General features: G+C 55.3%; 20 protein-coding genes. 10 read left to right on the forward strand and 10 right to left on the reverse strand.

What is annotated here, in order from left to right; translation table 11 throughout:
• Positions 1-31 precede the first annotated feature (31 nt).
• Complete coding sequence (locus tag B347_RS0112425; protein WP_019410025.1) at positions 32-1045, forward strand: AraC family transcriptional regulator; 1014 nt, start codon at positions 32-34, stop codon at positions 1043-1045.
• Between the two features lie 217 nt (positions 1046-1262).
• Here the strand turns inward: B347_RS0112425 and B347_RS0112430 are convergent, their stop codons facing one another.
• A complete protein-coding gene (locus B347_RS0112430) occupies positions 1263-1487 on the reverse strand; it encodes a YgdI/YgdR family lipoprotein (RefSeq protein ID WP_019410026.1) in 225 nt (74 codons plus the stop codon).
• Between the two features lie 110 nt (positions 1488-1597).
• Complete coding sequence (locus B347_RS0112435) at positions 1598-2272, reverse strand: histidine phosphatase family protein (protein WP_019410027.1); 675 nt, start codon at positions 2270-2272, stop codon at positions 1598-1600.
• 237 nt (positions 2273-2509) lie between these two features.
• Here B347_RS0112435 and B347_RS0112445 point away from each other — a divergent pair, with 237 nt between their 5' ends.
• The gene (locus B347_RS0112445; RefSeq protein ID WP_019410028.1) at positions 2510-3214 is read left to right on the forward strand and encodes a YoaK family protein; all 705 of its coding nucleotides are present in this window, start codon (positions 2510-2512) and stop codon (positions 3212-3214) included.
• A gap of 140 nt (positions 3215-3354) precedes the next feature.
• On the opposite strand, the gene B347_RS0112450 is transcribed toward B347_RS0112445, so the two are convergent.
• Positions 3355-3684: a hypothetical protein gene (locus tag B347_RS0112450; protein ID WP_019410029.1), complete on the reverse strand. Its 330-nt coding sequence runs from the start codon at positions 3682-3684 to the stop codon at positions 3355-3357.
• A gap of 752 nt (positions 3685-4436) precedes the next feature.
• Here B347_RS0112450 and B347_RS0112460 point away from each other — a divergent pair.
• From B347_RS0112460 to B347_RS0112480, 5 genes are read left to right on the forward strand one after another with little or no spacing between them, the layout of a single operon-like run.
• Positions 4437-6101, forward strand: coding sequence for an AMP-binding protein (locus B347_RS0112460; RefSeq protein ID WP_019410031.1), 1665 nt, complete (start codon positions 4437-4439; stop codon positions 6099-6101).
• 23 nt (positions 6102-6124) lie between these two features.
• Entirely contained in the window at positions 6125-6886 is a 762-nt protein-coding gene (locus B347_RS0112465; protein ID WP_019410032.1) for an SDR family NAD(P)-dependent oxidoreductase, read from the forward strand.
• Between the two features lie 10 nt (positions 6887-6896).
• On the forward strand, positions 6897-8090 hold the full coding sequence (locus B347_RS0112470) for an acetyl-CoA C-acyltransferase (protein ID WP_019410033.1): 1194 nt from the start codon (positions 6897-6899) through the stop codon (positions 8088-8090).
• An 8-nt stretch (positions 8091-8098) separates the two neighbouring features.
• Complete coding sequence (locus B347_RS0112475) at positions 8099-9226, forward strand: acyl-CoA dehydrogenase (protein ID WP_019410034.1); 1128 nt, start codon at positions 8099-8101, stop codon at positions 9224-9226.
• Between the two features lie 16 nt (positions 9227-9242).
• A complete protein-coding gene (locus B347_RS0112480; RefSeq protein ID WP_019410035.1) occupies positions 9243-10016 on the forward strand; it encodes an enoyl-CoA hydratase in 774 nt (257 codons plus the stop codon).
• A gap of 54 nt (positions 10017-10070) precedes the next feature.
• On the opposite strand, the gene B347_RS0112485 is transcribed toward B347_RS0112480, so the two are convergent.
• The 7 genes from B347_RS0112485 to B347_RS0112515 form a co-directional block, all read right to left on the reverse strand.
• The gene (locus B347_RS0112485; RefSeq protein WP_019410036.1) at positions 10071-11222 is read right to left on the reverse strand and encodes an acyl-CoA dehydrogenase family protein; all 1152 of its coding nucleotides are present in this window, start codon (positions 11220-11222) and stop codon (positions 10071-10073) included.
• Positions 11223-11225: 3 nt separating this feature from the next.
• The gene (locus tag B347_RS0112490; RefSeq protein WP_019410037.1) at positions 11226-12332 is read right to left on the reverse strand and encodes an enoyl-CoA hydratase/isomerase family protein; all 1107 of its coding nucleotides are present in this window, start codon (positions 12330-12332) and stop codon (positions 11226-11228) included.
• Between the two features lie 148 nt (positions 12333-12480).
• The gene (locus tag B347_RS0112495) at positions 12481-13251 is read right to left on the reverse strand and encodes a 3-hydroxybutyrate dehydrogenase (RefSeq protein WP_019410038.1); all 771 of its coding nucleotides are present in this window, start codon (positions 13249-13251) and stop codon (positions 12481-12483) included.
• A 121-nt stretch (positions 13252-13372) separates the two neighbouring features.
• Positions 13373-13654: a peptidylprolyl isomerase gene (locus B347_RS0112500; RefSeq protein WP_019410039.1), complete on the reverse strand. Its 282-nt coding sequence runs from the start codon at positions 13652-13654 to the stop codon at positions 13373-13375.
• Positions 13655-13735: 81 nt separating this feature from the next.
• Entirely contained in the window at positions 13736-14617 is an 882-nt protein-coding gene (locus B347_RS0112505) for an esterase/lipase family protein (RefSeq protein WP_019410040.1), read from the reverse strand.
• A 275-nt stretch (positions 14618-14892) separates the two neighbouring features.
• Positions 14893-15984 (reverse strand): 3-deoxy-7-phosphoheptulonate synthase, encoded by a 1092-nt coding sequence (locus tag B347_RS0112510; RefSeq protein ID WP_019410041.1) that lies wholly within the window; start codon positions 15982-15984, stop codon positions 14893-14895.
• A 692-nt stretch (positions 15985-16676) separates the two neighbouring features.
• The gene (locus B347_RS0112515) at positions 16677-16919 is read right to left on the reverse strand and encodes a DNA-binding protein (protein WP_019410042.1); all 243 of its coding nucleotides are present in this window, start codon (positions 16917-16919) and stop codon (positions 16677-16679) included.
• A gap of 81 nt (positions 16920-17000) precedes the next feature.
• On the opposite strand from B347_RS0112515, the gene B347_RS0112520 reads away from it, so the two are divergent.
• From B347_RS0112520 to uvrC, 3 genes are all read left to right on the forward strand, one after another.
• Positions 17001-17366 (forward strand): helix-turn-helix domain-containing protein, encoded by a 366-nt coding sequence (locus B347_RS0112520; RefSeq protein ID WP_026014147.1) that lies wholly within the window; start codon positions 17001-17003, stop codon positions 17364-17366.
• Between the two features lie 135 nt (positions 17367-17501).
• Positions 17502-18140: a response regulator transcription factor GacA gene (gacA, locus tag B347_RS0112525; protein WP_003445030.1), complete on the forward strand. Its 639-nt coding sequence runs from the start codon at positions 17502-17504 to the stop codon at positions 18138-18140.
• Positions 18141-18142: 2 nt separating this feature from the next.
• A complete protein-coding gene (gene uvrC / locus B347_RS0112530) occupies positions 18143-19966 on the forward strand; it encodes an excinuclease ABC subunit UvrC (protein ID WP_026014148.1) in 1824 nt (607 codons plus the stop codon).
• Position 19967: the final 1 nt, after the last annotated feature.

The following is a 19967-nucleotide window of genomic DNA, read 5'->3' on the forward strand; positions in this document are numbered from 1 at the left end:
CCTAACCGTCATCGGGCTTGGATCATGGCCAATGTTGAATAAAGACACCATTTCCATTCAGTTGGTGCGCGAAGCGCTGTTGCAAAGTTGCGCCTCGGCCAGTGGCATGCACGAAGTGCTGCAAAAGGTCGGGATCAATCCGGCGTTGCTTGAACAGGCGGATGCCCGTGTGCCCGCCCTGGCATACGCGCGGATGTGGCGGCTTGTGGCGCGGCGCCTCGATGACGAGTTTTTCGGCATGGACCCGCGCAAGCTGCGTGCCGGTAGCCTGGAGTTCATGTGCCGTTCGGCCATGGCTCAGCCCACGCTGGCGCAGGGCTTGGAGTTGGTGCTGAGGTATTTGTCGTTAATGCTGGAGCGCTTGCCTGCGCGTTTGGTTCGTCAACAGAGCGTGGCAGAGATCGTCTTGCGCGAGCCACAGGCTCAGTCGAACCGCGCCTTTACCTACTTCGCCTATTGGATGATCGTGCATGGCGTGGCCTGTTGGCTGGCCGGGCGGCGGATTCCTATTTTGGCTATTGAATTGCGGTGTGCGCAGCCTGATTACTGCGGTGACTACGAAGTGATGTTTTCCGAAAACCTGCGCTTTGATCGCCCGCGGACGCGAATGATATTTGCGGCTGACTGTCTGGATGCACCGATCAAACGCAGCACCGAAGAACTGAAGCGGTTTTTGGCCCAGGCGCCGGCCAATATTCTGGTCAAATACCGCGACCCGCAAAGCCTGGCCAGTCTGATCAAGCAAGACCTGCGGCAACTGCCAGCAGAACAATGGCCAGAAACCCTGGGCATGGCGCAAAGCTTGTGCATGTCAGCCTCAACCTTGCGTCGGCGTCTGGCCGAAGAAGGCCAGACCTTTCAGGGGCTCAAGGACGGTGTGCGCAAAGAGTTGGCCATTGGTTGGTTAGCCGAGCCAGACCACAGTTTTGCCGACATCGCCCTGCGTTTGGGCTTTGCCGATACCAGTTCGTTTTACAAGGCGTTCCGCAAGTGGTCCGGCACCAACCCTGGGCACTACCGCAGCTTGATTTTGGGCGCTGGCTGACGCCTGTCAGAGTTACCACATGCCGACCAGCCCGTTGAGCACCCCAACGAACTAGGCCACGGCCGGTTGACGTAGTACAGCCGCATTATGGCTACCAACACGAACAGCAGGGTTTCTATCAGAATGACCAGCCGCGTGCTGGAGTGTGGGTGGAAGTACCGGGCCTAAAGATTTACCAAGCATGCTTAATAAGCTCAAGCACGCAGCTAGGGTAGCCTCAGTTATCAGCCTTGATAGTCGCAACATCGTCAGCCTTGACCTTGATGTGCTTGCCGGCAATGTCCACGAACTCGTAAAAGCCGCTGGCATTTTTAGTGGTGGGCAGGTCCTTGGTTAGGTACTGGGTGCCGTTTTGTAATGTCACCACGGTGGGGGTAGCGCAGCCAGCCAGTGCCAAAACCGCGATCATGACCAGAGGCAAACCGATAATGTTGATCTTCATACACGTACCTTGAACTGTACAAATTAAGGGGTGATCGCGCTTAGCGTGCCAATGGGCTGTTTACCGCGGCGCTTTATACCAACTATACGTTTGGTATTGAAGGGGATGTTTCACGTTGGACAGACTTGGGTGCCATTGTTCAGGCCTTGCTGGTCGACGCGGCTGCTCAACGTAGCTTCGCCGCCCTTCCAGGTCAGGGTTAATACATACAGGGAGTCAAAATCATTGCCTGACCAGTCTTCGGTCAGCGTGGTTTTTTTGCCAAGGGCCTTACCCGCGACGCTGTTGATCAGTTCAGGCAAATACCCGTGCGACCACGCGGTATAGATAGTGGCGTTGTGATACTTGTCTCGGGTCAATTCATTGGCCAGCTCACGGGTGTCATTGGCCGAGAATTCCAGATTGATTGGCAACCCCAGTTTGATCGCACTCGGGTTAATGGTCATCAGCGGTCGTACATAGTTGTAGGCATCATCGTTCGCACCTTCTTCTACTTGGCGTGACGGGTCTGCAGCAAATATGTAGTCAGCATTGCCATAGCGTTGTGGCAGCAAGGTTGCCAGATTTATTGCACGGTTAAGACCCTGACAGTTGAGCTGTCCAAGGCCATCAGCCGGTTTTTCGGCGTGGCGCATAAAGACCAGCGTTTGCACGCCATCCACGGGCTGGGCAAACGCGGACTCCATATGGGTGGCCAGCGTTGTCCCAGCAGTGATCAGTAACAGCGGGATAACTGCCAGCGCATAGGGTTTGAATTGGGGTTTCATCCAGCCGGACAAGGTCATGGTGTTCTTCTGTATAAAGCCATTGAGGCTGATTTGCCTGATCACTCGTGAGTGTGGGTCCTTGTCAGCGCAGTTTTGTGCGTCTCGTCCGTGAGTGAGGTGTTTATTAGACGCCTTTTTTGAAGTTGGTTCGCTTATACCTCTGTTTAATGCGGAATTTTCATACTTAGTAGCGGGCATTTTCCCCTCTTTCCCGCATATATTTAGGCCTGCACCTCTTTACAAGGACTTAATCCGATGCTCCCAGTGCCATTTTCAAAGTCGAATAATCCGTTGTACGTACGCGTACGTGCCTGGCGCGGTCGCGTGGGGTTGGGGCTGGTGGCGAGTTTGTCGGTACTGGCCGGCATGACCGACGCCATCGGTTTTTTAGCCACGGGTGATTTCGTTTCATTCATGAGTGGCAACACCACGCGCCTCGCAGTGGCCATCGGCGAAGGCGATCTGCGGGTGATCGCACGCCTGGGGGGAGCGGTAATGGCATTCATTGCTGGTAACGCGCTGGGTATTTTGCTCGCACGCTTGGGCGGCCGACGGGCCTTGCCGCTGATGTTGATCATCGCGGCGTTGTTATGTACCTCGGCACTGTTACCGTTTGAATCGCAGGTACCCGCGCTGTTGGCGGCAGTGCTGGCGATGGGCATGTTAAATGCGGCGGTGGAGCAGGTGAACGGCCTGCCAGTGGGGCTGACTTATGTGACCGGAGCCCTGTCGCGCTTTGGTCGTGGCTTGGGTCGCTGGGTGCTGGGCGAGCGGCGTACGGGTTGGCGGGTGCAGTTAGTGCCTTGGACCGGCATGCTGGTCGGCGCTGTGGTGGGGGCGATGCTAGAGGCCCGGTTCGGGGTCAAAGCCATGCTTTTTAGTGCCGGGCTTGCGGCAGTGTTGGGGCTGATTTCACTGAAAATCCCGCGTCGCTGGCAACGTGATTACATGCCGCGATAACCCTTATTGGCCATTCGATCTAACCCAATTTTTCAGATAGCCGATTGTGGCCGGGTGGCGGATCTGTTTGATGATGGTAAAAAAGCTGATAAAAAAGCCCCGGAGGTCATCCGGGGCTCTTTTATCGGGCGGGGGCGTTATCAGCTGTAGCTGTTAACTTTTACCAGGATCTGCTCGGTTTGAGCCTTTTCCCATGTCAGGGTCAGTGTTTGTAGCACTCGCGCCATAAAGTCTTTATCGGCGGCGGCCTTTTTGCCCACGTAGCCTTGGCCACGACGGTACATCTTGAGATGAGCTCGCATGTGTGGACGCTCTTTCTCGAATTGGGTTTCTTCTTCGCATGCAACCACCGGTTCAATGCGTACATCACCGGCATCGCTGATCCACAGGATGTGGTCGTTCAGCGAGTCTTTCTGAGCAGCGAACAGTCGAGCCAGCTCGTTAACACACGGTTGATTGTTCAGGTTCATAGCTAACTCCTTGACCACGCGTTGATCTGTCTAATTGATTCGCGCAACTGCTTATGCAGCGCTACGTAGTGTCCATCTAAAGAAGATCTGGTCTTGAGTCCTTCATATGTAGTAGTGAAATAAAGCACTACAACATACTGCGTAAAGCGAGGGAGGCAACGTAAACCAGGATGCTTGGGTGACATGCCTCATCAGCCACAAGCCTCTTGAAGACGTTTCGCTAGCTCCTTGCGCCCTTTACGTGGACGATCAAGCCAGGTCCGCTTCATCAATTCTGCCTTGTGGGCAGTACCTATCCCGGAACAGCTCGACAGCTCGTCGAGCATGCATGCAACAACCCTTTCCAGCGCTTCCGGTGGGGAAGACGTCTGCATAATGCGTTGGGAAAATCGTGTCGTCAACAAATATGTAGTGTTTATTTTTAAGTACTACATTTGTGACTTGCGGGTCGATTTTCAGCATGCCGGTCATCCTTGATTTCCCAGCCTTTGCTGGAACACCTACCTAATATTCAGCGTCGTTAGGAGGGTCAACAGCATCAACGTTTACTCACGGTCATGCATGCGGCGCTACTGGAGCAAGCTAGGCGTGCGCAGGTTATGCGGGTGCTTCCGATCAGCACTTGGTCATTGGCTAAAACAGTCAACCAGCTTGAGCGGTTTGACCATTGTTGCAGAGCCCTCGCAAGGTGATTATCAGCAGGACTTTTAACGGTTCCCACTCCTAAAAATAATGACCGAGGGATTCTGCTGATGCGCGACTATCAAACAGCAATGAATGACTTTGACTACCAACGGACTGTAGCCGCTGCACTGAACGGCCATTTGGCGGCGCTCAATGCTTGTGTTGAGTGTTGTGACCGGCATGCCTTGCCGGGGCATATTGCGTTGTTTTGGGAAGGGCGCGACGCAAGCAGCGCGGCGTACACGTTCACCCAGTTGCAGGATTACGCCGCACGCTTTGCCAATTTCTTGCTGGCTCAAGGCGTAAAGCCAGGCGACAAAGTAGCGGGTTTGCTCCCGCGTAATGTCGAGTTGCTGGTTGTCGCGTTGGCCACTTGGCGTATTGGTGCTATCTACCAACCGTTGTTCACTGCGTTCGGCCCTAAAGCCATCGAACATCGCCTCAACGGTTCGGGTGCTGCATTAGTGGTCACCGATGCAGTGAATCGCCCCAAGCTCAATGACGTCAATGACTGCCCGGCCATCGTTACAGTGGCGGGCGCTAAGGGCCAAGGCCTAGTTCGCGGCGATTTCAGTTTTTGGGCAGAACTGGACAATTACTCAGCGGTTTGTGAACCCGTGATGATGAGCGGTGAAGATCCGTTTTTGCTCATGTTTACGTCGGGCACCACGGGGCCGGCCAAACCGTTACTGGTGCCACTCAAGGCGATTGTCGCGTTCCAGAGTTACACCCGCGATGCCGTAGATTTGCGTCCAGAGGATTCATTCTGGAACTTGGCCGATCCGGGGTGGGCTTACGGGATTTATTTCGGGATTACCGGACCGTTGTCGATGGGGCATCCGATCACGTTATACGATGGCCCATTCTCTGTTGAAAGCACCTGTCGGGTGATCAAAAAGTACGGCATTACCAATCTCACGGGCTCTCCGACGGCCTATCGCATGTTGATTGCGGCCGGTGAGGCCTTCTCCAGCAAAATCAAAGGTCAGTTGCGGGCCGTCAGCAGCGCGGGTGAACCGCTTAACCCAGAAGTGATTCGCTGGTTCGCTGAAAAACTCGATGTCACTATTCACGACCACTACGGGCAAACCGAAGTAGGGATGGTGCTGTGCAACCACCACGGTTTAGACCACCCCGTGCATATGGGGGCTGCAGGCTTTGCTTCGCCAGGGCATCGCATTGTAGTGCTGGATGAGAACCATCAAGAACTGCCTGTGGGGCAGCCGGGGATTTTAGCGGTCGACCGCAGTCAATCACCCATGTGCTGGTTTAGCGGTTATGAAGGCTTCAAGACTAAGGCGTTTGTTGGCAATTACTACTTGAGCGGCGACACCGTGGAGTTGAACCCGGACGGCAGCATCAGTTTTGTCGGCCGCAGCGATGACGTGATCACGACGTCGGGCTACCGCGTAGGGCCTTTTGATGTGGAAAGCGCGTTGATCGAACACCCGGCGGTGGTTGAGGCGGCAGTGGTGGGCAAGCCTTGCCCTGAGCGTACTGAATTGGTGAAAGCATTTGTGGTGCTGAGCCCGCAGTACTTGGGCGATGCGCAACTGGCCGAAACCCTTCGCTTGCATGTGCGCCAGCGTCTCGCTGCGCATGCTTACCCTCGCGAAATCGAATTCGTCAGCGAGTTGCCGAAGACCCCCAGTGGCAAGTTGCAGCGCTTTATTTTGCGCAACCAAGAAATCGCCAAGGCTGAACTGGCTCAAAACGCCAAGGTTACAGCCTGATCTTTTATTAGTCAGGAACGCTCATGCAAATCGAAAACAAGGTTTTTATCGTCACCGGTGGCGCATCAGGTTTGGGTGCAGCCACGGCTGAAATGCTGATAAAGGCGGGCGCTAAGGTGATGCTGGTTGACCTGAACGCAGACGCCGTGGCGGCACAAGCGGCCAAGTTGGGTGCCAAGAGCACAGTGGCTGATATCAGTCAGGCGGATGCAGCCCAGGCGGCGGTGGATGCCACCGTCGCGGCGTTCGGTACCGTCAATGGCCTGGTCAATTGTGCGGGGATCGTACGCGGTGAAAAGATCCTCGGCAAAAACGGACCTCATTCGCTGGAGTGTTTCAGTCAGGTGGTCAACGTCAACCTGATTGGCAGCTTCAACATGCTGCGCTTGGCGTCAGCGGCGATTGCCGAAAGCGCTGCCGATGCTGACGGCGAGCGCGGGGTGATCATCAATACGGCGTCGGTGGCCGCTTTTGATGGGCAGATCGGACAAGCCGCGTATGCGGCTTCCAAGGGCGCAATCGCCAGCCTGACGTTGCCTGCTGCACGTGAACTGGCGCGCTTCGGGATTCGGGTGATGACCATCGCCCCCGGCATTTTCGAAACACCGATGATGGCGGGCATGACCCCTGAAGTGCGCGATTCACTGGCTGCCGGTGTGCCGTTTCCACCGCGTTTGGGGAAACCTGCGGAGTACGCTTCGTTGGTGCGGCATATCATCGAGAACAGCATGCTCAATGGCGAGGTGATCCGTCTCGACGGCGCCTTGCGCATGGCCGCGAAATAAGAGGTGTGAAATGACCATTGCGAATGATCCGGTTGTTATCGTCAGCGTTGCACGTACACCCATGGGCGGTTTTCAGGGCGACTTCAAAGGCCTGACCGCGCCGCAATTGGGGGCTGCAGCCATTCGCGCTGCCGTTGAGCGGGCTGGCATCGCGGCGAACGGTGTAGATGAAGTGCTGTTTGGTTGTGTGTTGTCAGCCGGACTTGGCCAGGCCCCGGCGCGTCAAGCGGCTTTAGGTGCGGGGCTGGACAAGGGCACGCGTTGCACCACGCTGAACAAAATGTGCGGCTCAGGAATGGAAGCAACGATTCTGGCGCACGATCAACTGCTGGCCGCAAGCGCCGATGTGGTTGTGGCAGGCGGAATGGAGAGCATGTCCAACGCGCCTTACTTACTCGACCGCGCGCGTAGCGGCTACCGCATGGGCCATGGCCGGGTGCTGGATCACATGTTTCTTGATGGTCTGGAAGACGCCTACGACCGTGGGCGCCTGATGGGCACCTTCGCTGAAGATTGCGCACAGGCTCACGGCTTTACCCGCGAGGCGCAGGATGATTTTGCGGTGGCCTCGCTAAACCGTGCACAACAGGCTATCAAGACCGGCAGTTTCAGCGCCGAGATCGTCCCGGTGCAGGTTACCGTCGGCAAAGAACAGCGTTTGATCAGCGATGACGAGCAGCCACCTAAAGCTAATTTGGCAAAAATACCGACCCTGAAACCGGCCTTCCGTGATGGCGGGACCGTGACGGCGGCCAACTCCAGTTCGATTTCGGATGGCGCGGCGGCACTGGTATTGATGCGTCGCAGTGAGGCGCACAAGCGCGGGCTTAAGCCATTGGCGGTCATTCATGGGCATGCGGCGTTTGCCGACGAGCCGGGATTGTTTCCGACTGCACCCGTCGGGGCGATTAAACGCTTGATGAAGAAGACCGGTTGGGACCTGGCTGAGGTCGATCTGTTTGAGATCAACGAGGCGTTTGCCGTGGTGACGTTGGTGACCATGAGCGAACTTGACATCCCTCATGCCAAGGTCAATGTGTACGGTGGGGCGTGTGCGTTGGGTCACCCGATTGGTGCTTCGGGGGCGCGAATTCTGGTTACTCTGCTGTCAGCGTTGCGTCAGCACAACCTCAAAAACGGTGTTGCAGCCATCTGTATTGGCGGCGGTGAAGCCACGGCAATTGCTGTGGAATGTCTGTATTAAGGATTTCTATGCTTCCTACATCTGAGCAACTACAAATCCGCGAAGCGGCCCGCCAGTTTGCCCAAGAGCGTTTAAAGCCCTTTGCGGCTGAGTGGGATAAACAGCATCGCTTTCCGCGCGAGGCCATTAGCGAGATGGCCGAATTGGGCTTTTTTGGCATGTTGGTGCCGGAAGAGTGGGGCGGTTGCGACACGGGTTATCAAGCGTACGCGATGGCTCTTGAAGAAATCGCCGCCGGTGATGGCGCTTGCTCCACGATCATGAGCGTGCACAACTCGGTGGGGTGCGTGCCGATTCTCACGTACGGTAGCGATGAGCAAAAACGCGAGTTTTTGATTCCGTTGGCCAGCGGCGCGATGCTGGGTGCGTTTGCGTTGACTGAGCCGCAAGCGGGTTCTGACGCCAGCGATTTGAAAACCCGTGCTCGGCGTGAAGGTGATTATTACGTGCTTAATGGCTGCAAACAGTTCATCACATCTGGGCAAAACGCCGGGGTGGTGATTGTGTTTGCGGTGACGGATCCGGCAGCGGGCAAGCGCGGGATTACTGCGTTCATTGTGCCCACCGATTCGCCGGGCTACAGCGTGGCCCGCGTGGAGGACAAGCTGGGGCAGCATGCGTCGGACACCTGCCAGATTTTGTTCAACGATCTTAAAGTGCCCGTAGCCAATCGGTTGGGCGAAGAAGGGCAGGGCTACAAAATCGCCCTGGGCAACCTTGAAGGCGGCCGCATTGGCATTGCTTCACAAGCGGTGGGCATGGCCCGCGCAGCGTTTGAGGCGGCTCGCGATTATGCGCGTGAGCGTGTGACCTTCGGTCAGCCGTTGGTTGAGCATCAGGCGGTGGCGTTTCGTTTAGCCGACATGTCGACTGAAATCGCCGTTGCCCGGCAAATGGTCCAATACGCCGCGGCGTTGCGTGACAGCGGGCAGTCAGCGTTGGTCGAGGCCTCACAAGCCAAGCTGTTTGCCTCGGAAATGGCCGAGCGGGTGTGCTCCAAAGCGTTGCAAACCCTGGGTGGTTATGGCTATTTGAGCGATTTCCCGCTTGAGCGAATCTATCGCGATGTGCGGGTGTGTCAGATTTATGAAGGCACCAGCGATATTCAGCGCATGGTCATTTCGCGCAATCTTTAAATTGAGGACGTTATCGATGAGCTACGAAACCATTTTGTTGGACATTCATGGGCAAGTGGGTCTGATTACACTGAATCGGCCGCAGGCGCTGAATGCCCTAAATGCGCAGTTGGTAAGTGAGGTGAATCACGCGCTGGACACTCTGGAGTCCGATAATTCGATTGGCTGCATCGTCATTACGGGTTCGAAAAAAGCCTTTGCTGCCGGGGCCGACATCAAGGAAATGGCGGAGCTGACCTACCCGCAGATTTACCTTGAGGACCTGTTTTCGGACAGTGATAGAGTATCGACCCGGCGCAAACCGGTAATTGCTGCGGTGGCTGGTTTTGCCTTGGGCGGCGGCTGTGAGTTAGCGATGATGTGCGACTTTATTCTGGCCGGTGACAACGCTAAATTCGGCCAGCCTGAAATTAATCTGGGTGTGCTGCCGGGTATGGGCGGCACCCAGCGTCTGACCCGTGCTGTAGGCAAGGCCAAGGCTATGGAAATGTGCCTGAGCGGGCGTTTGATGGATGCTGTCGAGGCTGAGCGCTCGGGGTTGGTTGCGCGTGTGATTCCAGTGGATGAATTGCTGGAAGATGCGTTGAAAGTGGCTGCAACCATCGCCAAAAAATCCTTGCCGGTGCTGATGCTGACCAAAGAAAGCGTGAACCGCGCGTTTGAAGTCAGCTTGTCGGAAGGCGTGCGTTTTGAGCGTCGAGTGTTCCACTCGCTGTTTGCCACCCATGATCAGAAAGAAGGCATGGCGGCGTTTGTGGGCAAGCGTGAGGCGCAGTTCAAAAACAGTTAAGTAGCACCTGATGCCCAGTAGGCGCGAGCAAGCTCGCTCCTACTGGGGTGTGGTTTAGATCAGATAATTCTTCAGCTCTCGAGCAATCACCATGCGTTGAATCTCACTCGATCCTTCATAGATCTGGGTGATTCGCGCGTCGCGGTAGTAACGCTCCACCGGGTAATCTTCAAGGTAGCCGTAGCCGCCATGAATCTGGATTGCTTTGGAACACACAAACTCAGCTATCTCTGACGCAAACAGCTTGGCTTGCGAGGCTTCTGATAAGCAGGGCTTGCCTGCGCTGCGCAGGCGCGCGGCGTGCAAAATCAGCAGGCGAGCAGCATTCAGGCGGGTTTGCATGTCGGCCAACATATTGGCCACGCTTTGGTGCTCAATGATGGCTTTGTCGAACTGTACCCGGTCGCGGGCGTATCCCAGTGCGGCTTCAAAGGCTGCACGGGCGATGCCCAGGGCTTGGGCGGCAATGCCGATGCGTCCGCCTTCCAGGTTTGACAGGGCGATGGCTAAGCCTTTGCCACGCTCACCCAGCAGATTGGCTTCTGGCACGCAGCAGTTGTTAAGCGTCACGGCGCAGGTATCCGAAGCGCGAATGCCCATTTTGTGTTCGGTCCGGTCAACGATAAAACCCGAAGTCGCGGTGGGTACCAGAAACGCCGAAATACCTTTTTTACCCAGTTCCGGATCAGTTACCGCGAAGACAATGGCCAGTTTGGCGCGTTTGCCGTTACTGACAAATTGCTTGGCGCCGTTGATGACCCATTGACCGTCACGCAACTCGGCGCGGGTACGCAGGTTGTGCGCCTCGGAGCCCGCTTGCGGCTCGGTCAGGCAAAAACAGCCGATGGATTGGCCGCTGGCCAATTCTGCGAGCCAAGTTTCTTTTTGTGCCTGACTGCCGTATTTGAGGATCGGGCCGCAGCCTACCGAGTTGTGAATGCTCATCAACGCGCCAGTGGCGCCATCACCGGCTGAGATCTCTTCCACGGCCAGGGCATAAGCCACGTAGTCGACATAAGTGCCGCCCCATTCTTCAGGGACGATCATGCCAAGCAAGCCGAGCTCCCCCATCTTGGCGATGAGCGCGTCGTCGATCCAGCCAGCCTTTTCCCAGGCTTGGGCGTGGGGGGCAATTTCGCCACGGGCAAAATCCCGGGCCATGTCGCGGATCATCACTTGTTCTTCAGTCAGTTCGAGGTCTTGCATGGCTTAAAGTCCGCTCTGTTTGAAGTCTGTGAAGAAGCTCGCGACATGCGCCGGGTCGAGTTCGTGCAGGGTCGGCGGGTTCCAGTGTGGCGTTTTGTCCTTGTCGATGATCAGCGCACGTACGCCTTCGATCAGATCGCCGCGATCAAACCACTGACGATCCAAATGCAGTTCGAGGGCGAAGCACTCTTCCAAGTCAAGCTTATGGCCGTGACGGAGCATTTCGAGAGTGACGGCCATGCCCAGCGGTGAGCGGGTCTCCAGCAGGTTGGCAGTCTCGGTGGCCCATTCGCGGTATTCAGGCGCGTTAACCGTGCGCAAGTGGGCGACGATGTCGGGAACGCTGTTAAGGGCGAACGCTTCATCAATCAATGGTCGTAGTTTGGCCAGCGGTGCATCAGGTAGGGTTTGCACGGCGAAAGTGCCCAGCAAGGACTTGAGCTCATGGAGCGGCGCTTGCTGCCACTTGAGGTTATCTAGGCTTTGATCCAATTCAGCCAGTTTGCTGCTATCGGTGTACCAATCAGCCAGCCCGCAATACAACGCATCGCTGGCGCGAATTTGCACGCCGCTGACGCCCAAATAAGTGCCAGTTTGGCCGGGGGTACGCGTCAGAAAGTAACTGCCGCCCACGTCCGGGAAATAACCAATCGCGACTTCTGGCATGGCCAGGCGACTGCGTTCAGTAATCAGGCGCAGGTCTGAGCCTTGTGCCAGACCCATGCCACCGCCCAGCACGTAGCCATCCATCAGTGCGAGCACTGGCTTGGTGTAGTGATGGAGGGTCAGATCGAGGGCGTATTCCTCTTCAAAGAAGATTTTGTGCAGGGTGTCATTGGTTTTATAGCTGTCGTACAGCGAGCGTATGTCACCACCTGCGCAAAAGGCCTTTTCGCCTGCGCCACGCAATACGACTGCTTTGATGTCGGCATCTTGGGCCCAGGCGTCGAGATGCTGTTGCAGACTGCGGACCATGGGCAGGTCTATCGCATTAAGGCCGCTGGGGCGGTTCAGGGTCAGGTGGCCAATGTGGTTGCGGACCTCGGCTAATACCGTACTTTGGGGCGGCTCGACATGCTGTGTCGGTGAGGATGAAACCTGAGCAGTCATCACTAACTCCCTGCTGTGTATTATTTTTAGAAGGTATTTGCGTGCGAACGATAGCCGATGCTAACAGTGCAAATTTGCACATTACAACCGGGATGCGTGCAGGGTTGGTGTGCATTTTTGCATGACGCACAAGTAGTCCGGTGGGCGCTTATTGCGCCAGCCATCCACCATCGACGTTCCAGGCGGCGCCGCGCACTTGGCTGCCTGCCTCACTGCACAAAAACAGCACCAGTTCGCCCAGTTGCGGCGGGGTAACGAACTCAAGCGAAGGTTGTTTCTCGGCCAGCAGGTCGTGCTGCGCCTGATACGGGTCAATGCCTTGGTTGATGCGCTGGTCTATCTGCTTTTGGACCAGAGGGGTCAATACCCAGCCGGGGCAAATGGCGTTGCAGGTGATATTGCTGGTGGCGGTTTCGAGGCCCACGACCTTGGTCAAACCGATCACGCCGTGTTTGGCGGCGACGTAGGCGGCTTTGCCGACTGACCCGACCAAGCCGTGTACCGAGGCGATATTAACGATGCGCCCCCAGCCGCGTTTGCGCATGCCGGGCAGGGCGAGGCGGGTGCTGTGAAAGACCGAGGAAAGGTTGATTGCGATGATTGAGTCCCAGCGCTCCACCGGGAACTCTTCGACGCTGGCCACGTGTTGAATACCAGCGTTATTGACCAGTATGTCGAGGCCGCCGAATTCCCGTTCGGCATAACTGATCATGTCGGCAATTTGCGCTGGATCGCTAACATCTGCCGGGTGGTGGCCAACTTTCCCACCGAACTGTTGCAGTTCGGCAATGACTTTGCTGGCGTCGCCAAAACCGTTGAGTATTAGGTCGGCGCCAGCCTTGGCCAAGCTTTGGGCGATGCCCAATCCAATACCACTGGTGGAACCGGTAACCAGGGCAGTTTTACCCTTAAGGCTCATGATCAATTCCTCAGGTGAGACACGGTAGATTCGTCAATGAGGAAACGTAGCACGAGGTTCGTGACTCGGATACGAAACGGCCCACCAAAAGGTGGGCCGTTTTCACACAGAGCCGGAGTAATTAGTCCTGGCGGCTGGTGACTTCCAGCAGGTGGTAACCAAACTGGGTTTTAACCGGACCTTGCACGACGTTGATTGGCGCGCTGAAAACCACGGTGTCGAATTCTTTAACCATTTGGCCTGGACCGAAAGAACCCAAGTCGCCGCCTTGACGGCTGGATGGGCACGTGGAGTTTGCCTTGGCAATTTCGGCGAAATCAGCGCCGCCTTCGATTTGTGCTTTCAGTTCGTTGCACTTGTCTTCGCTGGCAACAAGGATGTGACGGGCAGTGGCTTTAGCCATGAGGGAGTACTCCTTTCAAGAAAGTGGTGAGCCTACCGGATTCAGTGGCTTTTTTCTCGGCAAAGTTCCCTTGAATCTGTGTTACAGGCCTTGCTTCTTCAAACGTTGCGCATGTTCCACATAGAGGTCTACGGGGTTGGCATTGTTGCGCGTCATGCTTGCCAGGTGGTTGATGGTGTCCAGGTGGTCCATGGCATAGTCCGATCGAATCACCGTGCCCAAATGTGAGCTAAAGCGGCCAACCATCCCGTCATTAGCGTTGGCTTCAGCGGTGAAAAAACTGGCAAATACCCGGCAGGCGGTGTGCATGGGGTCGAAGAGGTTTAATGATTCTGAAAGTAAAGAGCCTTTGATAATCCCGCACCAAGAGTAATAACGTACACCATTGACCTCAGCGGCGCCCATGCCTCCCCAGGTATTAGGCAGGCCTTGGGGGTATTTCAAATTAAAGGCGGCCACGCCTTCAGAGGTCAGGGCATTGAGCGCCTCAAGTGCATGCTGGGGTAGTTGGGGCTTGCCACTGATAATCGTCATGAAAGTGCTGAAGGCGGAAATCAGCGACGCTGCGACCTTTTCAGGCAACTTGCCGGGGATGAAGGCCAATCGCAGGCGGTCGGCCAGTTCAGAACCATGATTAGGCCCGCTGACCGACGTGACTGAGGCCACAGACTCCGGTGCCACGGCAGCCGCATAGCGGGCGCTCAGTGCGCCTTGGCTGTGGCCGATCAGGTTGATTCGTCTGGCACCTGTTTGTTGTAGGATCTCGGCAATTTGCATGCATAGCTGCTCGCCGCGAGTCTCATTGCTGTGTGCCGCAGAGAGGGAGGCGATAAAGACGTTGGCACCTGCACGCTGCAGTGCTTCCTTAATGCCGTTGAAGTAGCTGAATGGGCCAATACGGTCGAAACCGAAGAGTCCATGTACCAACAAAATGGGGTGCTGGGTGTTTGCTGTATCGCTCATGTGGGTTCTCTAATCGATGTTTGAGGTCATAAAAACACCTTAGTCGAGTACACGAGGCGGGCAGGCGGGGTTGCAGGATATGTCTTCACGCATGGTATGGCAGTGGATCCCTGCCTAAAGCGTTTGGTCGATAATTCTCAGTTGCAGAAGGTGGCGTTCGTTTCTCTCGCAGTGCTTTTCAGGCAGTAATTGTCGCCTTTGCTGTCAGTCACAATCGACTTTACGCACCCGTGGGCAGTGCCTGCGGGTGCGCAATGGTCAACGCGGTGAGTCTTTTAATGAGCCGCCTTCGCCGAGCGTCGTTGCTGTTGCAACTGTCTTGCGGCATCGCGCAGCAACCGTTCAGTGGCCTCCCAGCCCAGACAGCCGTCGGTGACGGAGACGCCGTAGCGCAGGTTACTGCTCAGGGGTTGGCAACCCTCGAAAAGATGGCTTTCAAGCATCACCCCAATCAATGAGCGATCACCTTTGAGGCGTTGCGCGAGTACTTCATTGAAGACGTCTGGTTGACGCAGTGGGTCTTTACCGCTGTTGGCGTGGCTGCAATCAACCATCAGGCGCGCAGGGATGACGTTTTTTTCAAGGCCCGCGCGGGCCTTTGCGACGCTGTCGCGATCATAGTTAGGGCCGCTGTGGCCGCCGCGCAACACTAAATGAGTGTCTGGATTGCCTGGGGTCATGATAATCGCCGGGTGCCCTTGGCTATCCACCCCGAAGTGGCGATGCCCATGGGCTGCTGAGCGCATGGCGTCGCAGGCAATTACCACGCCGCCATCGGTACCGTTTTTGAACCCGACCGGCAAATCAAGTCCGCTGGCCAGCTCGCGATGTATTTGTGATTCGGTGGTGCGTGCGCCAATTGCGACCCAGCCCAGCAGGTCATCGAAGTACCCAGCGGCCATGGGCTGTAGTAATTCCGTGGCAATGGGCAGGCCCATGCGCAGCATTTCGATCATCAACTCGCGTGACAAGGTCAGGCCATGGGCCATGTCGTCGCTACCGTCCAGATGCGGATCGTAAGCCAGGCCTTTCCAGCCAATGGTGGTGCGGGGTTTTTCGACGTAGGCGCGCATCACCAGCAACATGTCATCGCTCAGGTCGTGAGACAAGGCGGCCAAATGGCTGGCGTATTCAAGGGCGCTAATAGGGTCATGTATCGAGCAGGGACCGACAACGACCAGTAGACGTGGGTCTTCGCCATTAAGAATGGCGCGAATAGTGTGACGCTGGCGATTCACCAACAGACTGAGATCTGCATTGAGCGGCAGTTGTTGCTTAAGCTCCGAAGAGCTGGGCAGGCGTTGGGTTAAGACCGCTTTGGTGGCGGTGCGATCAGTAGTTGGCAGAGCAGAGATGGATGCGTTCATGGTAGTGCTTCCTAGGCAGGCGGCGGGTTCTCCCGCGCGCTCAGCCCTACTGGGGTGTTCGACAATTGGCCAGACTGGCTATGAGTACGTGCGAGCCACCGATGTGCGCCCGTTCGGAGGCGGCAGACTGTCCCGAACGGCGGCTGATAAATCGCCATGCAGTGCAAAGGTCGAAGCGGTAATAAGTGGTGTAGTTCATGGGTTCATTCCTTAAAGTCAGTAGTTTGTGAGGGCCTGAAAAAACAAAACCCCCGGTCGGGAAGCCGACCGGGGGTGAGAATTCTCTGGTAGGCGACCCGTTTAAAATGGGCGCCGGAGGGGTATCAGGCGCGCCAGTGGCTAAACCAATACCCAAAATAAAATCGTGCAGTCAAGGCACCGTTGTTCGTGCACACAGCAGCATTTAGGAGCTTGTTAGCTTCCGAATGGCTTAGGTCTATGCGTGCGTGAGTCAACATGTGTCATCTCCACTGAGTGATTTGCAGCTTACAAGAGAGAGAAGCTCGGGTTCAATCTAAAATTGCTATCAGCGCCATGTTCAATTGTCAGCCGCCTGATAACCGTCCTCAAGAGAGGGCCTGGAGCGAGCAAGCGTATTTGTCGCATAGGTTTCTCAGCGCGTAAGACGTGCAGGTAAACACTCATATGTCGATTATCAGTTAATCGAGTATTGAACTGAATTAAGCGCATACTCAATAAAGATCAATGGTGACTGCCCCTTTGGATCCGGGAGTGTCGGGCGGGATTACTCCATCCTTCATCCCCAGAAGGACCGCCACTTTATGAGCTTCTCCGCGCTTTCCTTTTTTTCGCCCGGCGAGTATCTGATAGGTAGTTGCCGGGTCTACGCCATGTTCGCGAGCGAACTCTTGAACAGACTTACCCTGGTGTTCCAGCCAAGCCTTGGCTTGTGCGGCAGTACGAATTTCGGTCATAGTTCAAAACCGTTCAATATTGTTCGATAGTCGCGAATTATACCATTCATATGGGTGTTAAATATGGGCTCTAAAATTCAAATGAGTGGCATTGGTCCGCGTTTGAGGCAAGAAAGAGAGCGACTTGGCTTGTCACAGAAAGTTTTTGGTGAAATAGGTGGTGTCGAGGCAAATGCCCAAGGTAAATATGAGAGCGGTGATCGAGCACCGAAAGCTGATTATTTGTCTCGCGTTGCTGAACGTGGTGTGGATTTACTTTATGTGCTCACTGGAACGCCAACGCCAACACTACTCGATAATCTCAGTCGCGTAGAAGAAAAGATTCTGGTCAATTATCGCGTTCTGCAAAAAGAAGATCAGGATGCTATTAGGCAATTGACCACGGCCTTGGCGGAAATGTCTGTCACTCATCCGTTAAAAAAACGCCAAGAGCCAAATGATGTGTGAGCCAGACCACGTCATCCTATTCGTGATTTTGAGCCATAAGATCTAAGCAGATAACGCATGTATAGGTAGGTTGCCTCAATTGTTTTTTGCTAAGGTAGCGGCAACCAACTAAGACGCAATTTGCGAGGTGTCGACTTGATTCGGGTTCTAGTGGTCGATGATCATGATCTTGTGCGTACGGGCATTACACGAATGCTGGCTGATATCGAAGGATTGCAAGTGGTCGGTCAAGCCGAATCAGGCGAAGAGTCGCTCATCAAAGCGCGCGAACTGAAGCCGGACGTGGTCTTGATGGATGTCAAAATGCCGGGTATCGGTGGTCTGGAAGCGACTCGCAAAATGATGCGCAGCCACCCTGACATTAAAGTTGTGGCCGTAACGGTGTGTGAAGAGGATCCTTTTCCGACGCGTTTGTTACAAGCGGGTGCTGCAGGTTACATGACCAAAGGCGCCGGCCTGGCCGAAATGGTTCAGGCTATTCGCCTTGTATTTGCAGGTCAGCGCTACATCAGTCCACAAGTGGCTCAGCAATTGGCGCTCAAGTCTTTTCAGCCTGCTAGTGATTCTCCTTTTGATGCCCTCTCTGAACGAGAAATTCAGATTGCATTGATGATTGTCGGCTGCCAAAAGGTTCAAGTTATATCCGACAAGCTTTGCCTGTCCCCCAAGACCGTTAACACTTATCGCTATCGAATTTTCGAGAAACTATCAGTTAAAAGTGATGTTGAACTGGCCTTGTTGGCTGTTCGTCATGGCATGGTTGATGCTGGTTAACAATGACTGACGTGTTTGACTCAAGCGCATTTCTTTCGACCTGCAGTGGCAGGCCCGGCGTTTATCGCATGTTTGATAGCGATGCTCGTCTGCTCTACGTGGGCAAAGCCAAGAACCTGAAAAAACGCTTGGCCAGTTACTTCCGCAAAACAGGGCTCGCGCCAAAGACCGCCGCGCTGGTAGCTCGCATTGCGCAAATCGAAACCACTATCACCGCCAATGAAACGGAAGCGCTGCTACTTGAACAGACGCTGATCAAAGAATGGCGGCCGCCCTACAATATTCTGCTGCGCGACGATAAATCCTATCCGTATGTCTTTCTATCGGACGGCGAATACCCGCGCCTGAGCATTCATCGCGGAGCCAAAAAGCAGAAGGGTAAATACTTCGGACCTTACCCGAGCGCAGGTGCGATTCGTGAAAGCCTGAGTCTTTTGCAGAAAACGTTTCTGGTTCGCCAGTGCGAAGACAGCTACTTCAAAAATCGAACCCGGCCATGCTTGCAATATCAGATCAAACGCTGCAAGGCGCCGTGTGTTGGATTAGTTGAGCCCCAGGTGTATGCAGAAGATGTGCGCCACTCGGTGATGTTCCTCGAGGGGCGTAGCAGTGCGCTGACCGATGAACTCAACAGTTCAATGGAAAAGGCCGCCAGCACCCTCGATTTTGAGCGTGCTGCAGAGCTTCGCGATCAGATCTCATTGCTGCGCCGGGTTCAGGATCAGCAAAGCATGGAAGGTGGGACTGGCGATGTGGACATTATCGCGGCCTTCGTAAACCCAGGTGGCGCCTGCGTGCATTTAATCAATGTGCGCGGCGGGCGAGTGCTGGGTAGTAAGAACTTCTTCCCGCAAGTGGGGATTGAAGAGGAAGTGGCCGAGGTTATGGCAGCTTTCCTCGGGCAGTACTACATCAGCAGCCCTGAACGCGACCTGCCAAGCGAATTGATTGTCAACGTTGAACACGAGAGCTTTGATGCCATCAGCGATGCGATCGAAGCCCTGCGGGGGCGTGAGATGGCGATCAGTTATCGCGTGCGCGGCACCCGTGCCCGATGGCAGCAACTGGCTGTCACCAATGCCGAGCAGGCGTTGAGTGCACGCCTAGCCAATCGCTTGCATGTAGCTGCACGTTTTGAAGCCCTAGCTCAAGTGTTGAAGCTTGATGAAATACCACAACGCCTTGAGTGTTATGACATCAGCCACTCAAGCGGCGAAGCCACGGTAGCTTCCTGCGTGGTATTCGGTCCTGAAGGTCCAATCAAGTCGGATTACCGACGCTTTAATATCGAAGGCGTAACCCCCGGCGATGACTATGCCGCCATGCACCAAGCGTTGATGCGCCGCTTTAGCCGTCTGAAAGAAGGTGAAGGTAAACTGCCCGACATTCTGTTGGTCGATGGCGGCAAGGGCCAACTTTCAATGGCCCGTGACGTATTAAACGAATTGGCGGTTCCAGACCTGATTTTGCTCGGTGTGGCTAAAGGTGCAACCCGTAAAGCGGGTTTCGAAACCCTCTACCTGAATGATGCTGCCCATGAGTTCACCTTAAAAGGTGATTCCCCGGCATTGCACTTGATTCAGCAGATCCGTGACGAGGCCCACCGATTTGCAATTACTGGGCACCGAGCGCGACGTGGGAAAACCCGGCGAACGTCAACCCTGGAAGGGATTGCCGGAGTAGGGCCGACCCGTCGCCGTGACTTGTTGAAACATTTTGGTGGATTACAGGAGCTGACTCGTGCAAGCATCGAAGAAATCGCCAAAGCACCGGGTATCAGTAAAAAGCTCGCAGAGTTGATTTATGCAAATCTACACAGCGAGTAGA

Source organism: Pseudomonas psychrophila HA-4 (assembly GCF_000282975.1).
Classification (GTDB): domain Bacteria; phylum Pseudomonadota; class Gammaproteobacteria; order Pseudomonadales; family Pseudomonadaceae; genus Aquipseudomonas; species Aquipseudomonas psychrophila_A.

Excerpts from the sequence above, each read along its gene's own strand:
- B347_RS0112495 (WP_019410038.1), bottom strand. The coding sequence starts at position 13,251 with ATGAGCCTTAAGGGTAAAACTGCCCTGGTTACCGGTTCCACCAGTGGT.
- B347_RS0112465 (WP_019410032.1), top strand. The coding sequence starts at position 6,125 with ATGCAAATCGAAAACAAGGTTTTTATCGTCACCGGTGGCGCATCAGGT.
- B347_RS0112505 (WP_019410040.1), bottom strand. The coding sequence starts at position 14,617 with ATGAGCGATACAGCAAACACCCAGCACCCCATTTTGTTGGTACATGGA.
- uvrC (WP_026014148.1), top strand. The coding sequence starts at position 18,143 with ATGACTGACGTGTTTGACTCAAGCGCATTTCTTTCGACCTGCAGTGGC.
- B347_RS0112470 (WP_019410033.1), top strand. The coding sequence starts at position 6,897 with ATGACCATTGCGAATGATCCGGTTGTTATCGTCAGCGTTGCACGTACA.
- B347_RS0112445 (WP_019410028.1), top strand. The coding sequence starts at position 2,510 with ATGCTCCCAGTGCCATTTTCAAAGTCGAATAATCCGTTGTACGTACGC.
- B347_RS0112430 (WP_019410026.1), bottom strand. The coding sequence starts at position 1,487 with ATGAAGATCAACATTATCGGTTTGCCTCTGGTCATGATCGCGGTTTTG.
- B347_RS0112480 (WP_019410035.1), top strand. The coding sequence starts at position 9,243 with ATGAGCTACGAAACCATTTTGTTGGACATTCATGGGCAAGTGGGTCTG.
- B347_RS0112510 (WP_019410041.1), bottom strand. The coding sequence starts at position 15,984 with ATGAACGCATCCATCTCTGCTCTGCCAACTACTGATCGCACCGCCACC.
- B347_RS0112425 (WP_019410025.1), top strand. The coding sequence starts at position 32 with ATGTTGAATAAAGACACCATTTCCATTCAGTTGGTGCGCGAAGCGCTG.
- B347_RS0112485 (WP_019410036.1), bottom strand. The coding sequence starts at position 11,222 with ATGCAAGACCTCGAACTGACTGAAGAACAAGTGATGATCCGCGACATG.
- B347_RS0112460 (WP_019410031.1), top strand. The coding sequence starts at position 4,437 with ATGCGCGACTATCAAACAGCAATGAATGACTTTGACTACCAACGGACT.
- B347_RS0112515 (WP_019410042.1), bottom strand. The coding sequence starts at position 16,919 with ATGACCGAAATTCGTACTGCCGCACAAGCCAAGGCTTGGCTGGAACAC.
- B347_RS0112475 (WP_019410034.1), top strand. The coding sequence starts at position 8,099 with ATGCTTCCTACATCTGAGCAACTACAAATCCGCGAAGCGGCCCGCCAG.
- B347_RS0112450 (WP_019410029.1), bottom strand. The coding sequence starts at position 3,684 with ATGAACCTGAACAATCAACCGTGTGTTAACGAGCTGGCTCGACTGTTC.
- B347_RS0112490 (WP_019410037.1), bottom strand. The coding sequence starts at position 12,332 with ATGACTGCTCAGGTTTCATCCTCACCGACACAGCATGTCGAGCCGCCC.
- B347_RS0112435 (WP_019410027.1), bottom strand. The coding sequence starts at position 2,272 with ATGACCTTGTCCGGCTGGATGAAACCCCAATTCAAACCCTATGCGCTG.
- B347_RS0112520 (WP_026014147.1), top strand. The coding sequence starts at position 17,001 with ATGAGTGGCATTGGTCCGCGTTTGAGGCAAGAAAGAGAGCGACTTGGC.
- B347_RS0112500 (WP_019410039.1), bottom strand. The coding sequence starts at position 13,654 with ATGGCTAAAGCCACTGCCCGTCACATCCTTGTTGCCAGCGAAGACAAG.